This is a genomic window from Mesorhizobium sp. GW821-FHT07A06 (genome assembly GCF_059419085.1).
In genome coordinates this window covers 112,990-131,434 of the sequence record NZ_JBWKRC010000014.1, presented here as the reverse complement: position 1 = coordinate 131,434, position 18,445 = coordinate 112,990, and the positions used below count along the sequence as shown (strand labels likewise).

Annotated in this window: 15 protein-coding genes; 13 read left to right on the top strand and 2 right to left on the bottom strand. The window is 61.2% G+C overall.

Going from position 1 to position 18,445, the window contains the following annotated elements; all coding sequences use genetic code 11:
• Window positions 1–9: 9 nt before the first annotated feature.
• From AC07SZ_RS30740 to AC07SZ_RS30700, 9 genes are all read left to right on the top strand, one after another.
• Window positions 10–924: a branched-chain amino acid ABC transporter permease gene (locus AC07SZ_RS30740; RefSeq protein WP_081295163.1), complete on the top strand. Its 915-nt coding sequence runs from the start codon at window positions 10–12 to the stop codon at window positions 922–924.
• Window positions 924–1,985 carry a branched-chain amino acid ABC transporter permease gene (locus tag AC07SZ_RS30735; RefSeq protein WP_056566225.1) on the top strand — a complete coding sequence of 354 codons (1,062 nt, stop codon included), beginning with the start codon at window positions 924–926 and terminating at the stop codon, window positions 1,983–1,985. The genes AC07SZ_RS30740 and AC07SZ_RS30735 overlap by 1 nt, the downstream gene beginning before the upstream one ends.
• Window positions 1,978–2,679, top strand: a complete 702-nt coding sequence (locus tag AC07SZ_RS30730) for a GntR family transcriptional regulator (RefSeq protein ID WP_056566229.1) — start codon at window positions 1,978–1,980, stop codon at window positions 2,677–2,679. Before AC07SZ_RS30735 ends, AC07SZ_RS30730 begins: the two co-directional genes overlap by 8 nt.
• A 26-nt stretch (window positions 2,680–2,705) precedes the next feature.
• On the top strand, window positions 2,706–4,736 hold the full coding sequence (locus AC07SZ_RS30725) for a hydantoinase/oxoprolinase family protein (RefSeq protein WP_494917263.1): 2,031 nt from the start codon (window positions 2,706–2,708) through the stop codon (window positions 4,734–4,736).
• Window positions 4,737–4,747: 11 nt separating this feature from the next.
• Window positions 4,748–6,445 (top strand): hydantoinase B/oxoprolinase family protein, encoded by a 1,698-nt coding sequence (locus AC07SZ_RS30720; protein ID WP_056566236.1) that lies wholly within the window; start codon window positions 4,748–4,750, stop codon window positions 6,443–6,445.
• Window positions 6,446–6,449: 4 nt separating this feature from the next.
• Window positions 6,450–6,641 (top strand): hypothetical protein, encoded by a 192-nt coding sequence (locus tag AC07SZ_RS30715; protein ID WP_494917261.1) that lies wholly within the window; start codon window positions 6,450–6,452, stop codon window positions 6,639–6,641.
• A 147-nt stretch (window positions 6,642–6,788) separates the two neighbouring features.
• A complete protein-coding gene (gene gabT, locus AC07SZ_RS30710; RefSeq protein WP_494917259.1) occupies window positions 6,789–8,093 on the top strand; it encodes a 4-aminobutyrate--2-oxoglutarate transaminase in 1,305 nt (434 codons plus the stop codon).
• Window positions 8,090–9,544: an NAD-dependent succinate-semialdehyde dehydrogenase gene (locus tag AC07SZ_RS30705; protein ID WP_494917257.1), complete on the top strand. Its 1,455-nt coding sequence runs from the start codon at window positions 8,090–8,092 to the stop codon at window positions 9,542–9,544. The genes gabT and AC07SZ_RS30705 overlap by 4 nt, the downstream gene beginning before the upstream one ends.
• 52 nt (window positions 9,545–9,596) lie before the next feature.
• On the top strand, window positions 9,597–10,286 hold the full coding sequence (locus tag AC07SZ_RS30700) for an SDR family NAD(P)-dependent oxidoreductase (protein WP_494917256.1): 690 nt from the start codon (window positions 9,597–9,599) through the stop codon (window positions 10,284–10,286).
• A 477-nt stretch (window positions 10,287–10,763) separates the two neighbouring features.
• On the opposite strand, the gene AC07SZ_RS30695 is transcribed toward AC07SZ_RS30700, so the two are convergent.
• On the bottom strand, window positions 10,764–11,825 hold the full coding sequence (locus AC07SZ_RS30695; RefSeq protein ID WP_081295164.1) for an aromatic ring-hydroxylating oxygenase subunit alpha: 1,062 nt from the start codon (window positions 11,823–11,825) through the stop codon (window positions 10,764–10,766).
• Between the two features lie 620 nt (window positions 11,826–12,445).
• Window positions 12,446–13,843: an aminotransferase-like domain-containing protein gene (locus AC07SZ_RS30690; RefSeq protein ID WP_494917254.1), complete on the bottom strand. Its 1,398-nt coding sequence runs from the start codon at window positions 13,841–13,843 to the stop codon at window positions 12,446–12,448.
• Between the two features lie 118 nt (window positions 13,844–13,961).
• Between AC07SZ_RS30690 and AC07SZ_RS30685 the strand changes: the two genes are divergently transcribed.
• Genes AC07SZ_RS30685 through AC07SZ_RS30670 form a run of 4 tightly spaced genes read left to right on the top strand, consistent with a single transcriptional unit; the run spans window position 13,962 to window position 18,426 of the window.
• A complete protein-coding gene (locus tag AC07SZ_RS30685; protein WP_494917252.1) occupies window positions 13,962–15,281 on the top strand; it encodes a hydroxymethylglutaryl-CoA reductase, degradative in 1,320 nt (439 codons plus the stop codon).
• A 17-nt stretch (window positions 15,282–15,298) separates the two neighbouring features.
• A complete protein-coding gene (locus tag AC07SZ_RS30680) occupies window positions 15,299–16,648 on the top strand; it encodes a CaiB/BaiF CoA transferase family protein (RefSeq protein ID WP_494917250.1) in 1,350 nt (449 codons plus the stop codon).
• Window positions 16,649–17,401, top strand: a complete 753-nt coding sequence (locus AC07SZ_RS30675) for an enoyl-CoA hydratase/isomerase family protein (protein ID WP_172374453.1) — start codon at window positions 16,649–16,651, stop codon at window positions 17,399–17,401.
• 2 nt (window positions 17,402–17,403) lie between these two features.
• Window positions 17,404–18,426 (top strand): ABC transporter permease, encoded by a 1,023-nt coding sequence (locus AC07SZ_RS30670; RefSeq protein ID WP_413814117.1) that lies wholly within the window; start codon window positions 17,404–17,406, stop codon window positions 18,424–18,426.
• Window positions 18,427–18,445: the final 19 nt, after the last annotated feature.

The following is an 18,445-nucleotide window of genomic DNA, read 5'->3' as shown; positions in this document are numbered from 1 at the left end:
CCGGACGCCATGGCCAACATCGTTCAAGTTCTCGTCGATGCCATCGCGCTGGGCAGCCTCTATGCCCTTGTCGCGTTGGCGATCGGCCTCGTCTTCGGCGTCATGCGGCTCGTCAATTTCGCGCAGGCCGACTACATCACCATCGGCGCCTACGCGCTGGTCGTGCCGACGGCGAGCGTCACGCCGCCGCTGCTGCTCGGTGCGCTGCCCGCTGCCCTCATGATCGGCGGCGTGCTTTTCGTAGTTGTCGTGCTGGCGCTGCTGACGGAGCGCATCGCCTTCCGGCCGCTGCGCAATTCCAACCCGTCGACGCTGCTCATCTCCTCCTTCGCCGTCAGCTATTTCCTGCAGAACCTCGTCATGCTCATCCATACCGGCCGACCTAAATCGGTCGGGATCGGGCAGAGTCTCGCAAATGCGGTGGAAATCGGCGGCGTGCGCGTACCGGGAGTGCAGCTCCTGACCGTGGGGGTCACCGCCGGCCTGCTCGTCGCGCTGGTTCTCTTCCTCAAGAAGACACCACTAGGCATCCAGATGCGGGCGGCGGCGGAAAATTTCCAGATGGCCCGCCTGCTCGGCATGCCGGCGAACCGGGTGATCGCGCTCGCCTTCGCTATTTCAGGCCTGCTCGGAGGTGTGGTGTCCCTGCTGCTCACGATTCAGACGGGAACGCTCGACCTGCGCATGGGTCTGATGCCCGTCGTCTACGGCTTCTTCGCCACCGTCATCGGCGGTATGGGCTCGCTGCCGGGGGCAGCACTCGGTGGGTTCCTCGTGGGTGTCGCCAGCGTGCTCTTGCAAACCTACCTGCCGGTCGATCTGCGCCCCTTCCGCGATGCCGGTGTGTTCACACTCGTCATCTTGATCCTCCTCGTCCGCCCGCAAGGCCTGATCGTCACCAGCGCCGCGAAGGAACGTGTGTAATGAAGAGCAAGACCATGCCATCCTTTGCAGCGATCGGCCGCTTCTGGTTTCCGGTGCTGGCGCTTGTCGTGCCGCTTGCGCTCATCGTCGTGGTCACCGGACAGTTCGGCGGTCTGTCCCTGCAGCGCACCGTCATAGAAATGCTGATCAGCATTGTCATCGTCGTCGGACTTTACGTCTTCGTCGGCAATTCCGGCGTCATTTCCTTCGGCCATGCCACGTTCGTGGCGATAGCCGCCTATGCCTCGGCCTGGCAGACCTGCTGCGAGATGCTGAAGCCGATCACCATGTCCGGCCTGCCGCATTTCCTGCGCGACCAGAGCATTCCGCTGCTGCCGTCCGCCATCGTCTCGGTGCTGCTCGCCGGCACTGCCGCTTTCCTTACCGGCCTCGTCATCATGCGGCTCACGGGCCTTGCGGCGTCGATCTCCACGCTTGCCGTGCTCTTCATCCTGAACGTGGTCTATTCCAATTGGGACAGCGTCACGATGGGCTCCGCCTCGATCGTCGGCCTGCCGACCTATGTGACGGCCTGGATTGCGCTCATCTGCGCCGTTCTCGCGATCGTCATCGCCTATCTCTACCAGATTTCCGCCTTTGGCCTCGCAATCCGAGCGACGCGGGAAGATGAGGTCGCCGCTGCCGCGTCGGGCATCTCGCTCTACTGGTCGCGGCTCATTGCCTTCACACTCTCGGGCTTCCTGGTCGGCCTCGGCGGCGTGTTGCAAGCGCATTACCTCGGCACCGTGTCGATCAACAATTACTTCTTGAGCTTCACCTTCCTCGCGCTCGCCATGCTCATCGTGGGCGGCGTGGGCAGCCTTGCGGGCGCGGTGGTCGGCGTTGTCGTCATCACGGCGTTGGTCGATATCTTCCGCCGCCTCGAAGGTGGGATTTCGATCGGCGGCCAGCAGTGGTCTCTGCCTGCGGGCACGCAGGAACTTATCATCGCGGGCATTATGCTGTTGATACTGGTCTTCCGCAAAGACGGGATCATGGCAGGGCGAGAGATAGGCCTGCCGGGGCAATCACAGCGCGAGAAGGGGCTCATCAATGGCTAACAATCTCTTCAATACAGATGAGCCGATCGGCATCATCGACCACCGGATGCTGTCCGACCAGGTTTCGACGTTACTCGTGCGCGAACTGATCTTCGGCCGACTCCAGCCCGGCCAACGCATCAACGAAGCGGAACTGGCCCGCCAGCTCGGGATCAGCCGCAACCCCATCCGCGAGGCGATCCGGCGGCTGGAGGAGCGCGGTCTGCTCGTCGCGGTTCCTCGCAAGGGCACCTTCGTTCGCACCTTCCTGCACAGCGATATCGACGAAATCTTCTCCTTCCGCGTCGTCGTCGAACGTTTCGCGATGGAACAGGCGCTGCCGCAGATGACGGACGCCGACATCGACCGCATTGCCGGTTTCGTTGATGCCATGGTCGCTGCCGCCAATGCCAATGACGAGATGGCGCTTGTCGAGAACGACCTCGCCTTCCACCTCGAGATCTGCCGGCTCTCGAAGAACCGCCAGACGCTACACGCCTTCACCAACATCCAGGCGGAAGTGCAGATGCTGATTACCATGGCGGAACGCCAGTTCGAGAGCCAGATGGCGGCGGCCGTCGATCACTGGCCGGTCGTCGAGGCGCTGCGTACCCGCAATCCCCAAAAGGCGATGGATGCCATCCGCGATCACATCCGCGATTCCTGGCGTCACCTTCTTGAAGCTTACGACCGGGAAAAGCCCCGCTCGTCCTGATCCTATCCATGAGAAACGAGGACATAATGCCTGACAGGAAAATCATCGGCATCGACATCGGGGGAACGTTTACCGACTTTGTTTCCTACGATGCGGCGACCGGCACCATCGAAAACTGGAAGAACCTGACGACACCCTCCGAACCGATCGAAGGTGTGCTCCAGGGGCTCGGACAGGTGGAGGATGTCGCAAGCGTCGACAAGATCCGTCTTGGCACGACGATCGCCACCAACGCGCTGCTGACGCGCCGCGGCGCGAAGGTCGCCTATGTCACGACCACCGGGTTTCGCGATGTTCCCTTCATCCAGCGTGGCGACCGTCGCAGCCACTACGACATTACCTGGATCAAGACCAAGCCGCTGATGAAGCGCGCCGACACCTATGAGATCGGCGGGCGTTTCAGCGCCAAGGGCGAGCTCGTCACCGCGCTCGATGAGGCGGCCGTGCGCCAGATGGCCGCAACGATCAAGGCCGACGGCACGATCGAGGCGATCGCCGTCTGCACGCTGTTCTCCTATATCGATCCGAGCCACGAGCAGCGCATCCGCGACATCCTCGCGGAAGAACTGCCCGGCATGCCGATCTCGATTTCGTACGACGTGCTGCCGAAGTGGAAGGAATACGACCGCGCCTCGACCACGATTGCCGACGCCTATCTGAAGCCCATCGTCTCCGACAATTTCCACCGCATGCAGAAGCGCCTCGATGGCATTGGCATCGGTGACAGGATCGGCGTGATCAAATCGAACGGCGGTGAATCGACGCTGAAGGGCGCTGCCGAAGCGCCTGTGCAGATGACGCTTTCCGGTCCGACCGGTGCGGTCGTCGCCACCCGCGTCCTCTCCGAACTTACCGGCATCAAGAACCTCGTCACCTTCGACATGGGCGGAACATCGACCGATTGCTCTACCGTCGTGGACGGCATGGAGCATGTGACGACGAACTTCGAGATCGAATGGGGCCTGCCGATCCAGATCCCGATGATCGACATCCACACGATCGGCGCTGGCGGCGGTTCCATCGCTTGGATCGACAAGGGCGGCATGTTGCGCATGGGTCCGCAATCGGCGGGTGCGGCACCAGGGCCCGCCTGTTACGGCCGTGGCGGCGAGAGTGCTACCGTGACGGACGCCAATGTCGTACTCGGCCGCATCAATCCCGACTATTTCCTCGGTGGCAAAATGAAGCTCGACGCCGAGGCAGCGCATCGCGCGGTCAAGACGATCGCCGATCAGCTCGGCCTCGAGGTTGATGCGGCTGCCTTCGCCATGGTGCAGATCGCCAACAACAACATGCTGGGTGCGCTGCGTGCCGTTCTCCTCCAGCGCGGCCTCGATCCGCGCGACTTCACGCTCGTCGCCTCGGGCGGGGCGGGGCCGGTGCATATCTGCGACCTGATGGATATTTCCGGCATTCCGCAGGGCATCGTGCCGAACTATCCCGGCCAGTTCTCAGCCTTCGGCTTCATCATGACCGATGCGCGTGTTGACCGGCATCGCACGGTGCAGCAGATCTCGAAATACTTCGACGGTGCCCGCGCCACGGCGGCGATGACGGAACTGGTGGATGGCGCCATCGCCGAGCTGGTCTCCCAGGGTTATCAGCAGAAGGTGGAGGTCTACCGCTCCATCGAGGCCCGCTACTTCGGCCAGAATCACGAACTGGAACTGAGCTTCCCGGCCAACCAGTTCACCGAGGAGACCATAGCAAGCCTCTGGGAACGCTTCCACGAGGAGCACCAGAACCGCTTCGGCTTCTCCATTCCGGGTGAGACCATCGAGACGGTCAATCTCAAGGTCGTCGCCGTCGCCGTCTCCGAAAAGCCGAAGATGCGGGAGCTCGAAAAGGGCGAAGGCACGCCGGCGTCCTCGGGCAGCCGCAAGGTACGCTTCGAGGACGGCTGGCACGAGGTGAAGACCTACGACCGCGGCACGTTCAAGCAGGGGCAGACCGTCGCCGGTCCCGCCATTGTGGAGGAAAGCGCCTCCGTCACCATTTTGCAGCCGAAACAGACGCTCCGCGTCGACCGGCTCGGCAATCTGATCATTTCGGCCTGAGGAGTACCATCATGGACTTCGTTACGATGAACATTCTGGAATCCAGCATGGTCTCTCTCTGCAAGGAGATGGGGATCGTGTTGATGAAGACGTCCTATTCGACGATCTTCAACGAGGCGCTCGACTTCACTTGCGGGCTTGCCGACATGAACGGCGACATGATCGCGGTCGCCGACTATTGCCCGGCGCAGATCGGCGGCATGCCGCTGCTTGTCAAATCCTGCCTCAAGGAAATCCCGATTGACGAGATCGAGGAGGGCGACGTCATTCTGCACAACGACCCCTATCGCGGTGGCCTGCATACGCCTGAGCACACCTTCTTCAAACCGATCTTCGTCGACGGCGAGATCATGGGCTTTGCCGTCGCCATCGGCCATATCGCCGAAGTCGGCGGCATGGCGCCCGGCGGCTTCTGCGGCGAGGCGACGGAAATCTTCCAGGAGGGCCTTCGCATTCCGCCGGTCAAGATCAAGAAGCGCGGCAAGGACAATATCGAGGTCTGGAAGCTGCTTCTCGCCAACGTGCGTACGCCGCGCGTCAACTATGGTGATCTGCGCGCGCTCATCGCCGCCGTCGACCTCGGCGAAAAGCAGATGACGCAGATCTACCAGAAGTACGGCAAGGAGAAAATCAAGGAGACGGTCAACGACTTGCTGCTCTATTCGGAGCGCCGCATGCGTGCCGAACTGGAGGCGATCCCAGACGGCATCTATGCCTTCTCCGACAAGATTGAGAGCGACGGTATCGACGCCGACCGCACTTACACGGTCGCTGTCGAGGTGCATAAGCGCGGCGGCGAGATCATCGTCGACTATCACGGTTCCTCGCCGCAGGCCTCCGGCCCGATCAACGCAACGCTCGGCGTTGCCACATCGGCGGCCTACAACGCCGTGCTGCACATGACCGACCCGACGATCCCACGCAATTCCGGCTGCTTCCGGCCGATCCGCGTCATGGCGCCGCCCGGCACCATCGTCAACGTGGACTTCCCCGCGCCGGAAGTCGGCGGCAACACCGAAACCCATCCCCGCATCGTCGGCACGATCCTCGGCGCCATGGCCCCGGCGATCCCGAACCGGGTGATGGCGGCGGAGGGTGCGACCCACTGCAACTTCGTCTTCGGCGGCGTCGATGCCGACACAGGCGAGTATTTCGCCTGTTACGACCTCGAAGCGGTCGGCTGGGGCGGCCGCGCCTTTGCCGATGGCAATGACGGCGTCGACTCGATCAACGGCAATTGCCGCATCACGCCAGTCGAAGTTTACGAGACGCGCTTCCCCTGGCGCATCGAAAGCCTCGCCTTCAACGTCGATGCCGGCGGTGCCGGCGAATATCGCGGTGGGGTCGGCTATTCCAAGCAGATGCTGTGCCTTAACGACGAAATCATCTGCTCGCAGATGACCGACCGCCATCTGCTCGCCCCCTGGGGTCTGAACGGCGGCACGGAAGGCGGCGTCGGCGCGACGCTGGTCATGAAGAACGGCCGCGAAGACTGGCAGACGATGCGCGAGGCCTATGGCAAGGCCTCGACCAGCCGCTACTCCAACGTCTCCATTCGCCGCGGTGATCGCGTGCGGCTCGTCACTCCCGGTGGCGGCGGCTACGGCGATCCCGCAAAGCGCGATCCGGTGGCGGTCGCGGAGGATGTCCGCGAGGGCTACGTCTCGAAGGCGGCCGCCCACAAACACTACGGCTATCAGGAGGCCTGAGACCATGAAGTTTTCGCTGAACGGGCTTTACATCGAAAGCTACACGAAATGCGCCAACTGCGGCGTGCTGATCTATGAGGCGTCGGCCGAGGATTCCGTTCGCAGGAAGACGCATGACGGGAGCATCTATTGCTCTCAGGAATGCGTCGACTGGAAGATCGAACGGGACGCCCGCCGCGCCAAGGCCGCTGTCTAGGGCCGGATGATTTCAGGTCGTGTGGCCTGAAATCCTAATCCGCCTCCAAATCAATTGATGCGCCGGCCCCTTCCGTCAGGGATGGGGACGGCCACTTGAATCGCCGCGATAGCGCCGCACCATAACAAACTGTCCAAGGAGATACCCATGTCCACGAACGCTGCCTTCACGGCGCGGCGCGCTGCCGCCATTCCGGCTGGCCTGTCGAAACATCTCGACGTCTATATCGAGAAGGCGGAGAACGCCGAACTTTGGGACGTCGAAGGCAAGCGCTACATCGATTTTGCCGCCGGCATCGCCGTCAACAACACCGGCCATCGCCATCCGAAGGTGGTCGAGCGCGTGCGCAACCAGCTCGACAAGGTCACGCACACCTCGTTCCAGACCACACCCTATATCGACTATGTCACGGTCTGCGAGAAGCTGAACGACCTGGTGCCGGGTGACTTCCCGAAGAAGACTTTTCTCGTCTCCACCGGCGCCGAGGCCGTGGAAAACGCCGCCAAGATTGCCCGCGTCGCGACCGGTCGCTCGGCATTCGTCGCCTTCTCCGGTGCTTTCCATGGCCGCACGCTGATGGCGATGACGCTGACCGGCAAGACCAATCCTTACAAGGCCGGCTTCGGCCCGCTGGTACCGGATGTCTTCCACCTGCCGTTCCCGATCCCCTATCACGGCATTTCCGAGCAGGAATCCCTGACCGCGCTCGACCGCTTCTTCCGCTCCGAGGTCGACCCGACGCGCGTCGCGGGCATTTTCGTCGAGCCGGTGCAGGGCGAGGGCGGTTTCTACCCGGCGCCGGTCACCTTCCTGCGCACGCTGCGCGAGATCTGCGACAGGCACGGCATCCTGCTGATCGCCGACGAGATCCAGACGGGCTTCGCCCGCACGGGAAAAATGTTCGCGATGGAGCATGCCGGCGTTGCCGCCGATATCGTCGTCATGGCCAAGGGCCTTGGCGGCGGCTTCCCGATCGCTGCCGTCACCGGCCGCGCCGATATCATGGACAAGATTCCGATGGGCGGCGTCGGCTCCACCTTTGCCGGCAATCCGCTATCATGCGCGGCGTCGATCGCGGTGCTGGAGATCATCGAGGACGAGAAGCTGATTGACCGCGCCAACGAGGTCGGCAGACGGCTGAAGGCGGTCTTCGAGGGCTGGCAGGAGGGCAACGAGTTTTCCTGCATCGGCGAGGTGCGCGGCCTTGGCGCCATGGTGGCGATCGAATTCGTGCGTGACCGCGAGACGCGCCAGCCTTGGCCTGAACTGGTGAAAGCCATCACGCACACCGCTGCCGAAAAGGGCCTGCTGCTGCTCTCCTGCGGCGTGCACGGCAATGTCGTGCGTGTGCTGACGCCGCTGACCATTCCCTTCGACCATCTCGACGAAGGCATCGCCATCCTCAAGGACAGCCTGCGGGCAGCACTGGAAAAGGTGGAGAGCGGACAATGACACTCGCGCTGCTTCACGACCAGGCCTTCATCGATGGCGCCTGGGCCGGGGCGGACACAGGCGCGACCTTCGAGGTTCGCAATCCGGCGACTGGCACGATTATCGCGCGCGTCGCCGATCTTGCGGCCGCCGACGTCGAGCGGGCGATCCTGGCGGCCGAGCGCGCGCTCGTGGACTGGCGCCAGCGCCCGGCCAAGGAACGGGCCAAGCTACTGCGCGCCTGGTTCGACCTGATCACCGCCCATACCGAGGACCTTGCCCAGATGATCACGGCCGAGCAGGGCAAGCCCCTCTACGAGGCACGCGGCGAGGTCGCCTTCGGCGCCTCCTTCGTCGACTGGTTCTCGGAAGAAGCCAAACGCGTCTATGGCGACGTCATCCCGTCGGCCGGTCGTGACCGGCGTTTCATCGTGTTGAAACAGCCGATCGGCGTTTGTGCTGCCATCACGCCCTGGAATTTCCCGCTGGCGATGATCACCCGCAAGGCGGCGGCCGCACTCGCCGCCGGCTGCACCATGGTCGTCAAACCCTCTGAGGAAACGCCGCTGACGGCGCTCGCAATGGCCGAGCTTGCCCGGCAGGCCGGCATTCCGGCCGGCGTGCTCAACATCGTGCCGTCGAAGGACGCCGCCGGCATCGGGCGCCTGCTCTGCGAGCATCCGGTCATCCGAAAACTCTCCTTCACTGGCTCGACAGCAGTCGGCAAGCTCCTGATGCGGCAGTGCGCCGATACGCTCAAGAAACTGTCGCTGGAACTCGGCGGCAATGCACCGTTCATTGTCTTCGACGACGCCGACCTCGATCTCGCCGTCGCTGGTGCTATCGCCTCGAAATTCCGCAATTCCGGCCAGACCTGCGTCTGCACCAACCGCATTTATGTGCAGGACGGCATCCACGCTGCCTTCGTGGCAAAGCTGACCGAGCAGGTTGCTAGCCTGAAAGTCGGTGACGGCGCCGCGCCGGAGGTGGTGCAGGGGCCGCTCATCAACGCGAAAGCCGTGGCGAAAGTGGCGGAGCTTGTCGGCGACGCCGTGGATCGCGGAGCGCGCATCGAGACTGGCGGCAAGCCGCATGCGCTCGGCGGTACCTGGTTCGAACCGACGGTGCTGAGCGGAATGCAGGCGCCGATGCGGCTGGCTCGGGAAGAAGCCTTCGGTCCGATCGCTCCGGTCTTTCGCTTCAAGGACGAAGCGGAAGTCATCCGCCTCGCCAACGACACGCGCTACGGCCTGATGGCCTATTTTTACGCCCGTGACGTCAACCGCATCTGGCACGTCCTCGAAGAGTTGGAGTTCGGCATGGTCGGCATCAACGAAGGCCTGATCTCCACCGAGCTTGCCCCTTTCGGTGGCATCAAGGAAAGCGGTTTCGGCCGCGAAGGCTCCAAGTACGGCATCGAGGAATATGTGGAGCTGAAATATGCCTGCTTCGGCGGACTGAAGGTGGGGTGAGGCATGGCGCTTATTATTCGCCAGACAGGAGCAGGGCCAGAAAGGGACTAGGATGCCAGATCGAAAAGTCGCTCTCGTCGTCGGGGCCTCGCGAGGGCTGGGTCTCGGGCTCGTTCGTGCCTTCGTGTCACGCGGATGGGAAGTGATCGCGACCGTACGCAGCGCGCATGGCCACGGCGCCCTGGAAACCGTTGCCGGCGATGGGCTGGTTTCCATAGCGCACATGGACATCAACAGACCAGAAGACATAACGGCCCTTCGCAAGACGCTCACGGGGCGCGCGCTCGACGTTTTGTTCGTCAATGCGGGCGTTGCCATCGACCCTTCCATCGCCGTGGAAATCGTCCCGACGCAGGACTTCGTGGACGTCATGGTCACGAACGCGCTTTCTCCCCTGCGCGTCATTGGAGCGCTCCACGATCTGGTCGATCCCGAAGGCGTTGTCGCAGCGATGTCTTCGGGCATGGGCAGCATCAACGACAATGCCGGCGGCGGATGGGAGATCTATCGCGCCAGCAAGGCGGCCCTCAATCAGATGATGAAAAGTTTCGCGATCCGCAAAGGAGGCGGGCGAACCTATATCGCCATGTCGCCGGGATGGGTACGCACGGAGATGGGTGGCAATGGGGCGCCGCTCGACATAGAGACGAGCGCCGCCGGCATTGCCGAGACACTGATCGCCCGTTCGGGCGCTGGTGGCATTCATTTCGTCGATTTCCGCAACCAACCTCTTGCTTGGTAGGCGCTGCAGGCCGTTTCTTTCCGGCTAGTCTAGCGGTCGATCGGGTGACGGCCCGACCTTGCCAGATCCAGGCACGGCCAGCTTAGCGTCGCGTTTCGGTCATTCAGCTTGTCTTGGATCTTGCCGTAAAGCAGACGTATTCCACGAAAACGCTGACCGATTTAGCTAATGGCGAAACTTCAGGTTTTTCGTAAAACTATTGATTACACCTTCCGAAGCTCAGCGATCGGCCTGCGGGTTTTTCCGCTCGATGGGCATCATTTTTCGGACTGATCCTAAAATGTACGGAGAGCGCCCGCTAAACTTGGTCGTCAAAGCCGCGTTCGCCGATCTGCTCTCCACTTTGAGCGAGTTCCGATTGCCGCGACGCTCGTAACTCGTCTTACCGTGGCCGCCCGATACTCTCGACTGGCACCGGGGGCTCGTGCCGGCGCCGAGCCGGAGTACTCTCCGGCGGACAGGGAACGCCAGGGGCGGTCACAGTCCCAGTGCCGCGGCGACCCGTTCCTGGAAATACTGCACGCCCCGCTCATGCCGCCCCGAGAGCGGGCCGGAGCTATAGGCCCCTGCGGCATAGTTGCGATGCGTATCGGCGCAGATGGTGTAGTCCTCGCGTACCACGGCCAGAGTGCCTTGCACTGATTTCGCCCTGCTCTCGGATGCTTCAGCAGCGATATCGGCAAAGAAGAAATGGTAATGCTGGTCTGTGTGATGCGGTGAGGTCGGATTGATCCGGCTAACGTTCATGCCGCCATCGAAAAGCGACAGCGTCCAGTTCGGCCACATCCAAAGCCATTTGCCGCGATAGAACAGACCGTCTTTCGGCGGTGCGGTCATCCGGACATAGCCGGGATGGGCGGTGGTCTGGAAAGCTTCGAAGTCGATGGCAGCGTAGAACGAGGGATGCGTGCCAGGGATGTGGTAGCCTTCGACGAAATTGTCGGTGTAGATCTTCCAGTTCGCCGCAAAGCTGACAGTGGCCTGATCGGTGGCGGCATAGGTCTCCAACGGCTCGTCCGCCAGTTCGGCGGGCAGAGAGCCAAGTTGATCCAGAAGACTTTCCTTCGGGTCGAGTGCCGCGAAGAGCAGCCCGCGCCATTCGGACAACTGCACCGTCTCCAGCGGCCAGTCTTCGGCGATGATCGCGGGATCCTTGCCATACCATGGGGCCTGCACCAGCCGTCCGGTGTCGGCAAAGGACCATTTGTGATAGGGACAAACGATCAACCCACATTTGCCCGTGCCATCGGCCAGAAGTTTCGCACCCCGGTGGCGGCAGACGTTCTTAAATCCGCGCAAGGTCCCGTCCCGGCCCCGGATGGCGAAGATCGGCGTGCCGGCGATGTCGATGGCAAGGTATTGACCTGATGTCGCGACCGAGGCGACAGGCCCCATGAACTGCCAGGTGTGCGCGAAGATATTGCACCGCTCCTGCTGCCAGATATCATCGCGGACATAGAGCGACGGGTCCAAGTTCAGGTATTGCACGGGCGGAGTGTCGAGTGGCGGGTGGTCGGGTCGCAAGGTATCTGGCGTCATAGGCTAACCTCCAGTTGCGGCAATCCTGTCGTAAGCGGGGCGACATCGCAAGGGAACTGGCTCTGCTGCGCACAGCCTGTAAGCCAGCGTGCAATTTTGCTCTAACGCAGATTTGCTGGAGTTGCGGTTCATCTCCGACACTGAAATCGTTTCTGAAATCATGCTGTCCATCGATGGCTCGGCGCGGGGCGAGGAATCGCTTGCCTATAACCGGTATACTGGGCCGGAATTCATGGAATGGCTGGCGCAGAAGAGCACCCAGCCGCATCGTACACTGATCGGCCGCAAGACTCTTGATGCTTTGAGCGGCGTACCCGAAGCCTATCAGGATGACGAAGGCGTCGAGACGGACGAGCAGCTTGCCCTCCTGCACGACAACCATTGCGACGAAATACAGGGCCATCACTTCAGCAAACTGATCAAGTCGAAGGCCATCGAGGATTTGCTCGCAGCCAGAATGCCGTGCCTTAACCAATTACAAATCCGCGCCAAGGCGCGGACGCGCTTCGTACATGACTGTGCGGAGCCTTTCCGCGCGGCGGTCGATGGCGTCATCGGTCCATTCGTGGCGGCACCAATGCCATGTGGGCGCCGGGCACCTGTTGTGCCGATGCCCAAGACTAGGAGAGTTTTCGCAGCAAAAAGTCGAAAAATCTTTCGTCATCCGCCCGTGAGACATTTATGCGGATCCCGGCGGCCATTGGACTCTGTTTGTCGACGCAAAAGACGCTTCCAGGCGCTATGAAAATGCTTTCCTTGGCGCCCAGTCGGGCGAGTTCTATGTCGTCGATCCCTCCGGGCAGCATGAGATAGAGGTAGTAGCCACCGCCATTGCCGGCGAAAATCGAATAACCATTCCGGCTGAGCGCTGAATGCACGCGAGTTGCTGCCGTCTCGATGCGTTGGGCAAGGCGCTTGAGGTGGCGATCATAGTGGCCTTCCGATGTCAGGCGGTGAAGGAGCCGTTCTACGTGGCCAGAACTGTTCACTGTTGTCAGCATCTTGAGTTCTGCAAGTGCGGCGACCTTGTCGGCGCGGCCTGCGATATGGCCTGACCTCAAGCTCGCGGACAGGGTCTTGGAAAAGGTGCCGATCGAAATCACGTGGTTGAGTTGGTCGAGCGTTGCAAGCCGATTGGGAGGAACGAGGGAGAGATCCGCAAAAGGATCATCCTCGATGATGGTTACGTTGTGCTTCGCCGCAACCGTGAGAATAGAGTGCGCGACAGACAGACTGATGGAGCCGCCGGTTGGGTTGTGGCCGATTGACTGCGTGAAGAACAGTTTCGGCCGTTCCACCGAAACCTTCTCTGCAAAGTCTTCGATATCTGGTCCGTCAGGCAGGCGCCGGACGCCAATGACTCGGACCTGCGCCAATTTGAGCTTGGCAAAGAGAGGGTAATATCCGGGCTCATCAACGAGCACGACGTCGCCAGGTGCCAGGAACGCCCGAACGACAAGATCGAGCGCATGATTGGCACCGAACGTGAGCATGATTTCCTTTTCAGTGGCTTGAATGTGTTGGTTCACCAGGCGTCGCGCAATCTGCTGCCGCAGAGGAGGAAAGCCCCAGGCGGACCCGTAGGCGTCCGCCCCCGGGGAAGGGCCTCGACCGAACAACCCAAGATGACGCCTTATCTCGGACTCCTCGGTCCATGCCGGGGGCGGGCGGCCGTCACCAACTCGAATCTCGAAACTCTCCTCCAATTGCGCATTGAGAAGCGAAGCGATGTCGACGGCTTCCGATACGTGCTTTGGCCTCGTTCCGTTCGTTTGCGCAGTCTTGCTGACCGTGAATCCGGACCGTGCCTTCGGCGTCACATGACCGGATGCGGCCAATCTTTCGTAAGCCTCGACAATGGTGTTCTTCGACACGCCGTATTCGCGGGCCGCATTCCTGATCGAAGGGAGCTTGCTTCCTGGCGCCCGGTTGCCCGACGCAATGTCCTGGACCAGCCGCGCTGCGACATTCTCCGCAAGAGTTTCACCGGATTTGCCGCTTGGATTTGTCGCCCTCAACGTCGCCTCCTATGGGTACAGATTCAGACAAATTCTGCAATCTGTACCTTTCGAGAGATGGTAACAATGATCATGCTTGTTTCAAGAAGAAAAATTACACATCGCGTGGGAGGCGCCTGTGACCGATATAGAAAACGGCAGAACGCGTTCCGCCATAAATTCGCGCATCGAGAACCTGCGGAATCTCTCACCAGCTGAGAGGCTTGGCCGGGTGGGCGATGTGATGTCGCTCACCGATACCGAACGCAGCGTTTTTGTAGGCGGCGGCCTCCCGATTGCGCTGGCCGATGGCATGATCGAGAACGTCATTGGGACATTTGAGCTGCCGATCGGCGTGGCCACAAATTTTACAATCAATGGCCGAGATTACCTGATTCCGATGGCCGTCGAAGAGCCATCGGTCGTGGCAGCAGCGTCGTACATGGCCCGTCTTGCCCGCAAGAGTGGTGGCTTCTTCAGCTCGAGCACCGGACCGATCATGCGGGCACAGGTGCAAGTTCTTGAAGTGCGCGACCCGCACGGCGCGCGGGCCCGCATCCTGAGGGAACGAGAGGCGATCATTGCCGCTGCAAATGTCAAGGACAAGGTCCTGATATCGCTTGGCGGAGGGTGCCGCGATATCGAAGTACATGTGTTTGATCAGACGGCTGCCGGCCCCATGGTTGTCGTTCACCTGATCGTCGATGTGCGGGATGCCATGGGCGCAAACACCGTCAATACGATGGCTGAAGCCGTCGCGCCGATGATTGAAGCGATAAGTGGCGGCGTGGTGCGGCTGCGCATTCTGTCAAACTTTGCCGATCTGCGCATCGCCCGCGCAATGGTAACGGTCGCCCCTGAAACGCTGCAGACCGACGAGTACAAGGGTGATCGTATCGCCCGCGGCATTGTCGAAGCATGTGCCCTTGCGATCGTCGACCCCTACCGCGCCGCCACCCACAACAAGGGCATCATGAACGGCATCGACCCCATTGTGGTCGCCACTGGCAATGACTGGCGCGCCATAGAAGCGGGCGCGCATGTATGGGCTTCGCGCTCTGGCCGCTACACCTCGCTGTCGACATGGGAAATCGATGCCAAAGGCCATCTTGTCGGTACTCTGGAAATGCCCATGGCTCTGGGCCTTGTGGGTGGTGCTACAAAGACCCATCCGGCAGCCCGTGCCGCCCTCAAGGTCCTGGGCGTCGAGAGTGCTCAGGAACTTGCCGAGGTGGCGGTGGCAGTTGGGCTCTCGCAGAACATGGGAGCGTTGCGTGCATTGGCCACCGAGGGCATCCAGCGAGGCCATATGGCGCTGCACGCCCGCAACATCGCAATTGTGGCCGGCGCAACCGGTGATGAGATCGACAGAGTGGCGTCGACGCTGTCAGCGAACGATGACGTGCGCGTCGATCGCGCCAAGGATGTACTTGAGCTGATCAGGGCGGAAAAGGTCTGAGATCGTGGGATACCGCGATGCTGAAAAATCATTTGCGGTCGGTCGGCGATGCGGCGGCCGGCAATGTTCATTGCGCGATCCAAAAATCCGGGCAGATATCTCCCAGGCCTGTTTTCCGGGAGAATGACGTGACCGAAACACTTCAGAATGACGCGATTCCAACACGGACGGGCCCCCTGAGCGGGTTGACTGTTCTCGACATCACACGTGTCGTCGCCGGCCCGTTCTGCTCGATGTTGCTGGCTGACCTTGGTGCGACCGTGATCAAGGTAGAGCATCCGGACGAGCCGGACTACGCGCGTGGCTTCCCGCCTTTCGTCGGCGAAGAGAGAGAGGAACTCAGCGCATTTTTTTCGCAGTTCAACCGCAACAAGCTCGGAATTACGATCAATCTCAAATCCGCTGAAGGTAAGGCGCTTTTAAAAAAGCTCGTAAGCCGAGCCGACGTCCTGGTCGAGAATTTTCGACCGGGAACCATGGACAAGCTGGATCTCGGCTACGAGGTGCTCAAAGCCGAAAACCGCAAGCTGATCTATACCGCGATCAGCGGTTATGGTCGCAACGGCCCAAACGCGTCAAAGCCTGCCTATGACAACACCGGGCAGGCTTCAGGCGGGTTGTGGTCGATGAACGGCTACGCGGACCGGCCTCCGGTTCGCGTGGGCACCATTATCGGCGACCTCGCGGCGTCCTTGTATGCTGCCATAGGCACTCTTGCCGCCCTGCGCGAGGCGGAAAAAAGCGGCCTCGGACAGGTGGTTGACGTCTCACAGCAGGACTCTGTGCTTACGCTGACGGAAAATGCCGTTGTCCGCTACACGGCGAAGAACGAGATCGCGTCACCACTGGGCAATGAACATCCCTTCGTGCGCCCCTACGGCCAGTTCCCCTGCAAGGATGGTTACGTGTTCTTCGGCGGCTACACGGACAAGTTCTGGGCCATCACATGCGCTCTGTTCGGCGAGCCGGACAAGGCGTGCGACCCTGCGATCGACACGATGGAGAAGCGCTTCGATCCAAGAGTGGCGGAGACGAAGGTCAATCCGCTGCTTAACCGCTGGTTCAGCCGCTACACCAAGGCCGAACTGGAGGAAATTGCGGGCGACAAGATCCCGCTGAGCGCGATCAAGACCATTGCGGAAGTCGTCGAGGATCCGCACATCGCCGCGCGGAACATGATCGTCAAAGTTCCGATTGCCGGCAAACTTATCGGCATGTTTGGGCTGCCGATAAAGCTTTCGGGAGCGGTTGAGGCCGCGCCCCAATCGGCGCCCGCGCCGGGAGAGCACAATGAACTGATCCTTGGGAAATTGGCAGGCCTTTCTCCAGAGGAACTGCATGCGCTCAAGGCCGGGGGAGTGATCTAGATGCCGATTGATCTTGCCCAAGACGGTTACGTCGCCACTGTCCGGATCAATCGACCGGAGAAGCTCAATGCGTTGACCTTGGCCATGTATGAGGATCTAGGCCGCGTCTTCAAGGCCGCCAAGGAGGATGATGCCATTCGGGTAGTCGTCCTGGCGGGCAGCGGCGAGCGCGCCTTCTGTGTCGGAGCCGATCTAAAAGAATCCATTCCGGCGCTTGCCGCGGATACTTTCGACATCTCTGCCTGGGACCCGGCCCATATTAAGTTTCCCGGGTTCTTCAAGCCGATCATAAGCGCGATCCGGGGCATGTGCTTTGGCGGTGGCTTCGAGATCATGCTCGCGACCGATATCCGGATTGTGGCGCATGACGCCATTTTCCAGCTGCCTGAAGCGACGCTCGGTTTTGTGCCTGCCGGCGGGACGCTGGTGCGCCTCGTCAGGCAGATCGGTTACGCTCACGCGATGGAGATCATGTTGACCGCGAGGCGTTTTACGGCGGCCGAGATGCTCGCCAAAGGCGTGGTCAATCAGGCGGTGGACAGCCAGGACGTCGAGCGCGTCGCTCTTGAAACAGCGCACCATATTGCAAGCCTGAGCCCAACCGCCGTCCAGACGATCAAGGAAGCAGCACTCACATTGCAGGATCTGCCGCTGACAGAGGCGTTCCGCCAAGAAGCGATACTGGGACAGCGGACTTTCAGGAGCGACGATGCCAAGCGTGGCCTTGCTGCTTTCGCCGGAAAGGGGAAGTGACCGTGTCCAGCACCCCTCAAAACCTGGCATCGAATGCCGCGGGCAAAGGCGTCGGCCATCGCATAGGCGTGACGCAGGAACTGATCGTATTCCTGGTCTCGATCGCTCTCTTCGCCTATTTCTCGATCACGCTCGACAACTTTCTCAGTCGAGACAACATCCTCAATCTGATCCGAAATGTCGCCATGCTCGGGATGCTGAGCCTCGGCATGGCTGTCGTCGTGATCGGCCGCGGTGTGGATCTTTCGCTGGTCGCGGTGATGGCCGTGTCGCTGACGTTCTCGATTGTTCTCGCCAACCAGGGCTACGCCTTTTCAACGGCCTTGGTGCTCGGCCTTGCATTCGTGATCGTCGTCGCGATCGTCATGGGCTTTCTGATTGCCTATGTCGAAATCCCCGCGATCTTCGCAACGCTTGCTGTTTCCGCGATCGTTTACGGACTGGGGCGCGGCGTGATCGCCACGCTCGATGTCAACAATGTGCCGGACAATCTGAGCTGGTTCCTGTTTCTGGGGCGCGGTAGCTTTCTAGGCATCCCGATCCCGATCTGGCTTTTCGCGGTGTGCGCCGCCGCCCTCTATTTCTTTCTTCGCAGGACAGGATTCGGACGGTTCATCTACGCTATCGGCGACAATATCTCGACCGCACGGATCACGGGTATTCCCGTCAGGCCGGTCATCATTCTTCAATACGTGCTCTCGGGCGTGATGGCCTTTCTGGCCGGTTGCGTGACGGCGGCCTCCGTCGCCAGCATGAACATGAGGATGGTCAATTCGACACTCATCTACGACGTTCTGCTGGTGGTCATTCTGGGCGGCATTGGTCTCACTGGTGGACGAGGGGGGGTCCGCAACGTGCTGGTAGGCACGATTCTGATCGGCCTCCTGCTCAACGGTATGACGATCCTCGACATCTCTTACACCGTCCAGAACCTGGTCAAAAGCACGGTGCTGCTTGGCGCCTTGATCGTGGACGCACTCCTCAACCCTCGCGATGAACAGACGTCGCAGCAGGGAGATATCTGACGCTCAATATCATCCAACG

What these genes read in the sequence shown, in the direction of transcription:
- AC07SZ_RS30740 (WP_081295163.1), top strand. Translation starts at nt 10, where the DNA reads ATGGCCAACATCGTTCAAGTTCTCGTCGATGCCATCGCGCTGGGCAGC.
- AC07SZ_RS30735 (WP_056566225.1), top strand. Translation starts at nt 924, where the DNA reads ATGAAGAGCAAGACCATGCCATCCTTTGCAGCGATCGGCCGCTTCTGG.
- AC07SZ_RS30730 (WP_056566229.1), top strand. Translation starts at nt 1,978, where the DNA reads ATGGCTAACAATCTCTTCAATACAGATGAGCCGATCGGCATCATCGAC.
- AC07SZ_RS30725 (WP_494917263.1), top strand. Translation starts at nt 2,706, where the DNA reads ATGCCTGACAGGAAAATCATCGGCATCGACATCGGGGGAACGTTTACC.
- AC07SZ_RS30720 (WP_056566236.1), top strand. Translation starts at nt 4,748, where the DNA reads ATGGACTTCGTTACGATGAACATTCTGGAATCCAGCATGGTCTCTCTC.
- AC07SZ_RS30715 (WP_494917261.1), top strand. Translation starts at nt 6,450, where the DNA reads ATGAAGTTTTCGCTGAACGGGCTTTACATCGAAAGCTACACGAAATGC.
- gabT (WP_494917259.1), top strand. Translation starts at nt 6,789, where the DNA reads ATGTCCACGAACGCTGCCTTCACGGCGCGGCGCGCTGCCGCCATTCCG.
- AC07SZ_RS30705 (WP_494917257.1), top strand. Translation starts at nt 8,090, where the DNA reads ATGACACTCGCGCTGCTTCACGACCAGGCCTTCATCGATGGCGCCTGG.
- AC07SZ_RS30700 (WP_494917256.1), top strand. Translation starts at nt 9,597, where the DNA reads ATGCCAGATCGAAAAGTCGCTCTCGTCGTCGGGGCCTCGCGAGGGCTG.
- AC07SZ_RS30695 (WP_081295164.1), bottom strand. Translation starts at nt 11,825, where the DNA reads ATGACGCCAGATACCTTGCGACCCGACCACCCGCCACTCGACACTCCG.
- AC07SZ_RS30680 (WP_494917250.1), top strand. Translation starts at nt 15,299, where the DNA reads ATGCTGAAAAATCATTTGCGGTCGGTCGGCGATGCGGCGGCCGGCAAT.
- AC07SZ_RS30675 (WP_172374453.1), top strand. Translation starts at nt 16,649, where the DNA reads ATGCCGATTGATCTTGCCCAAGACGGTTACGTCGCCACTGTCCGGATC.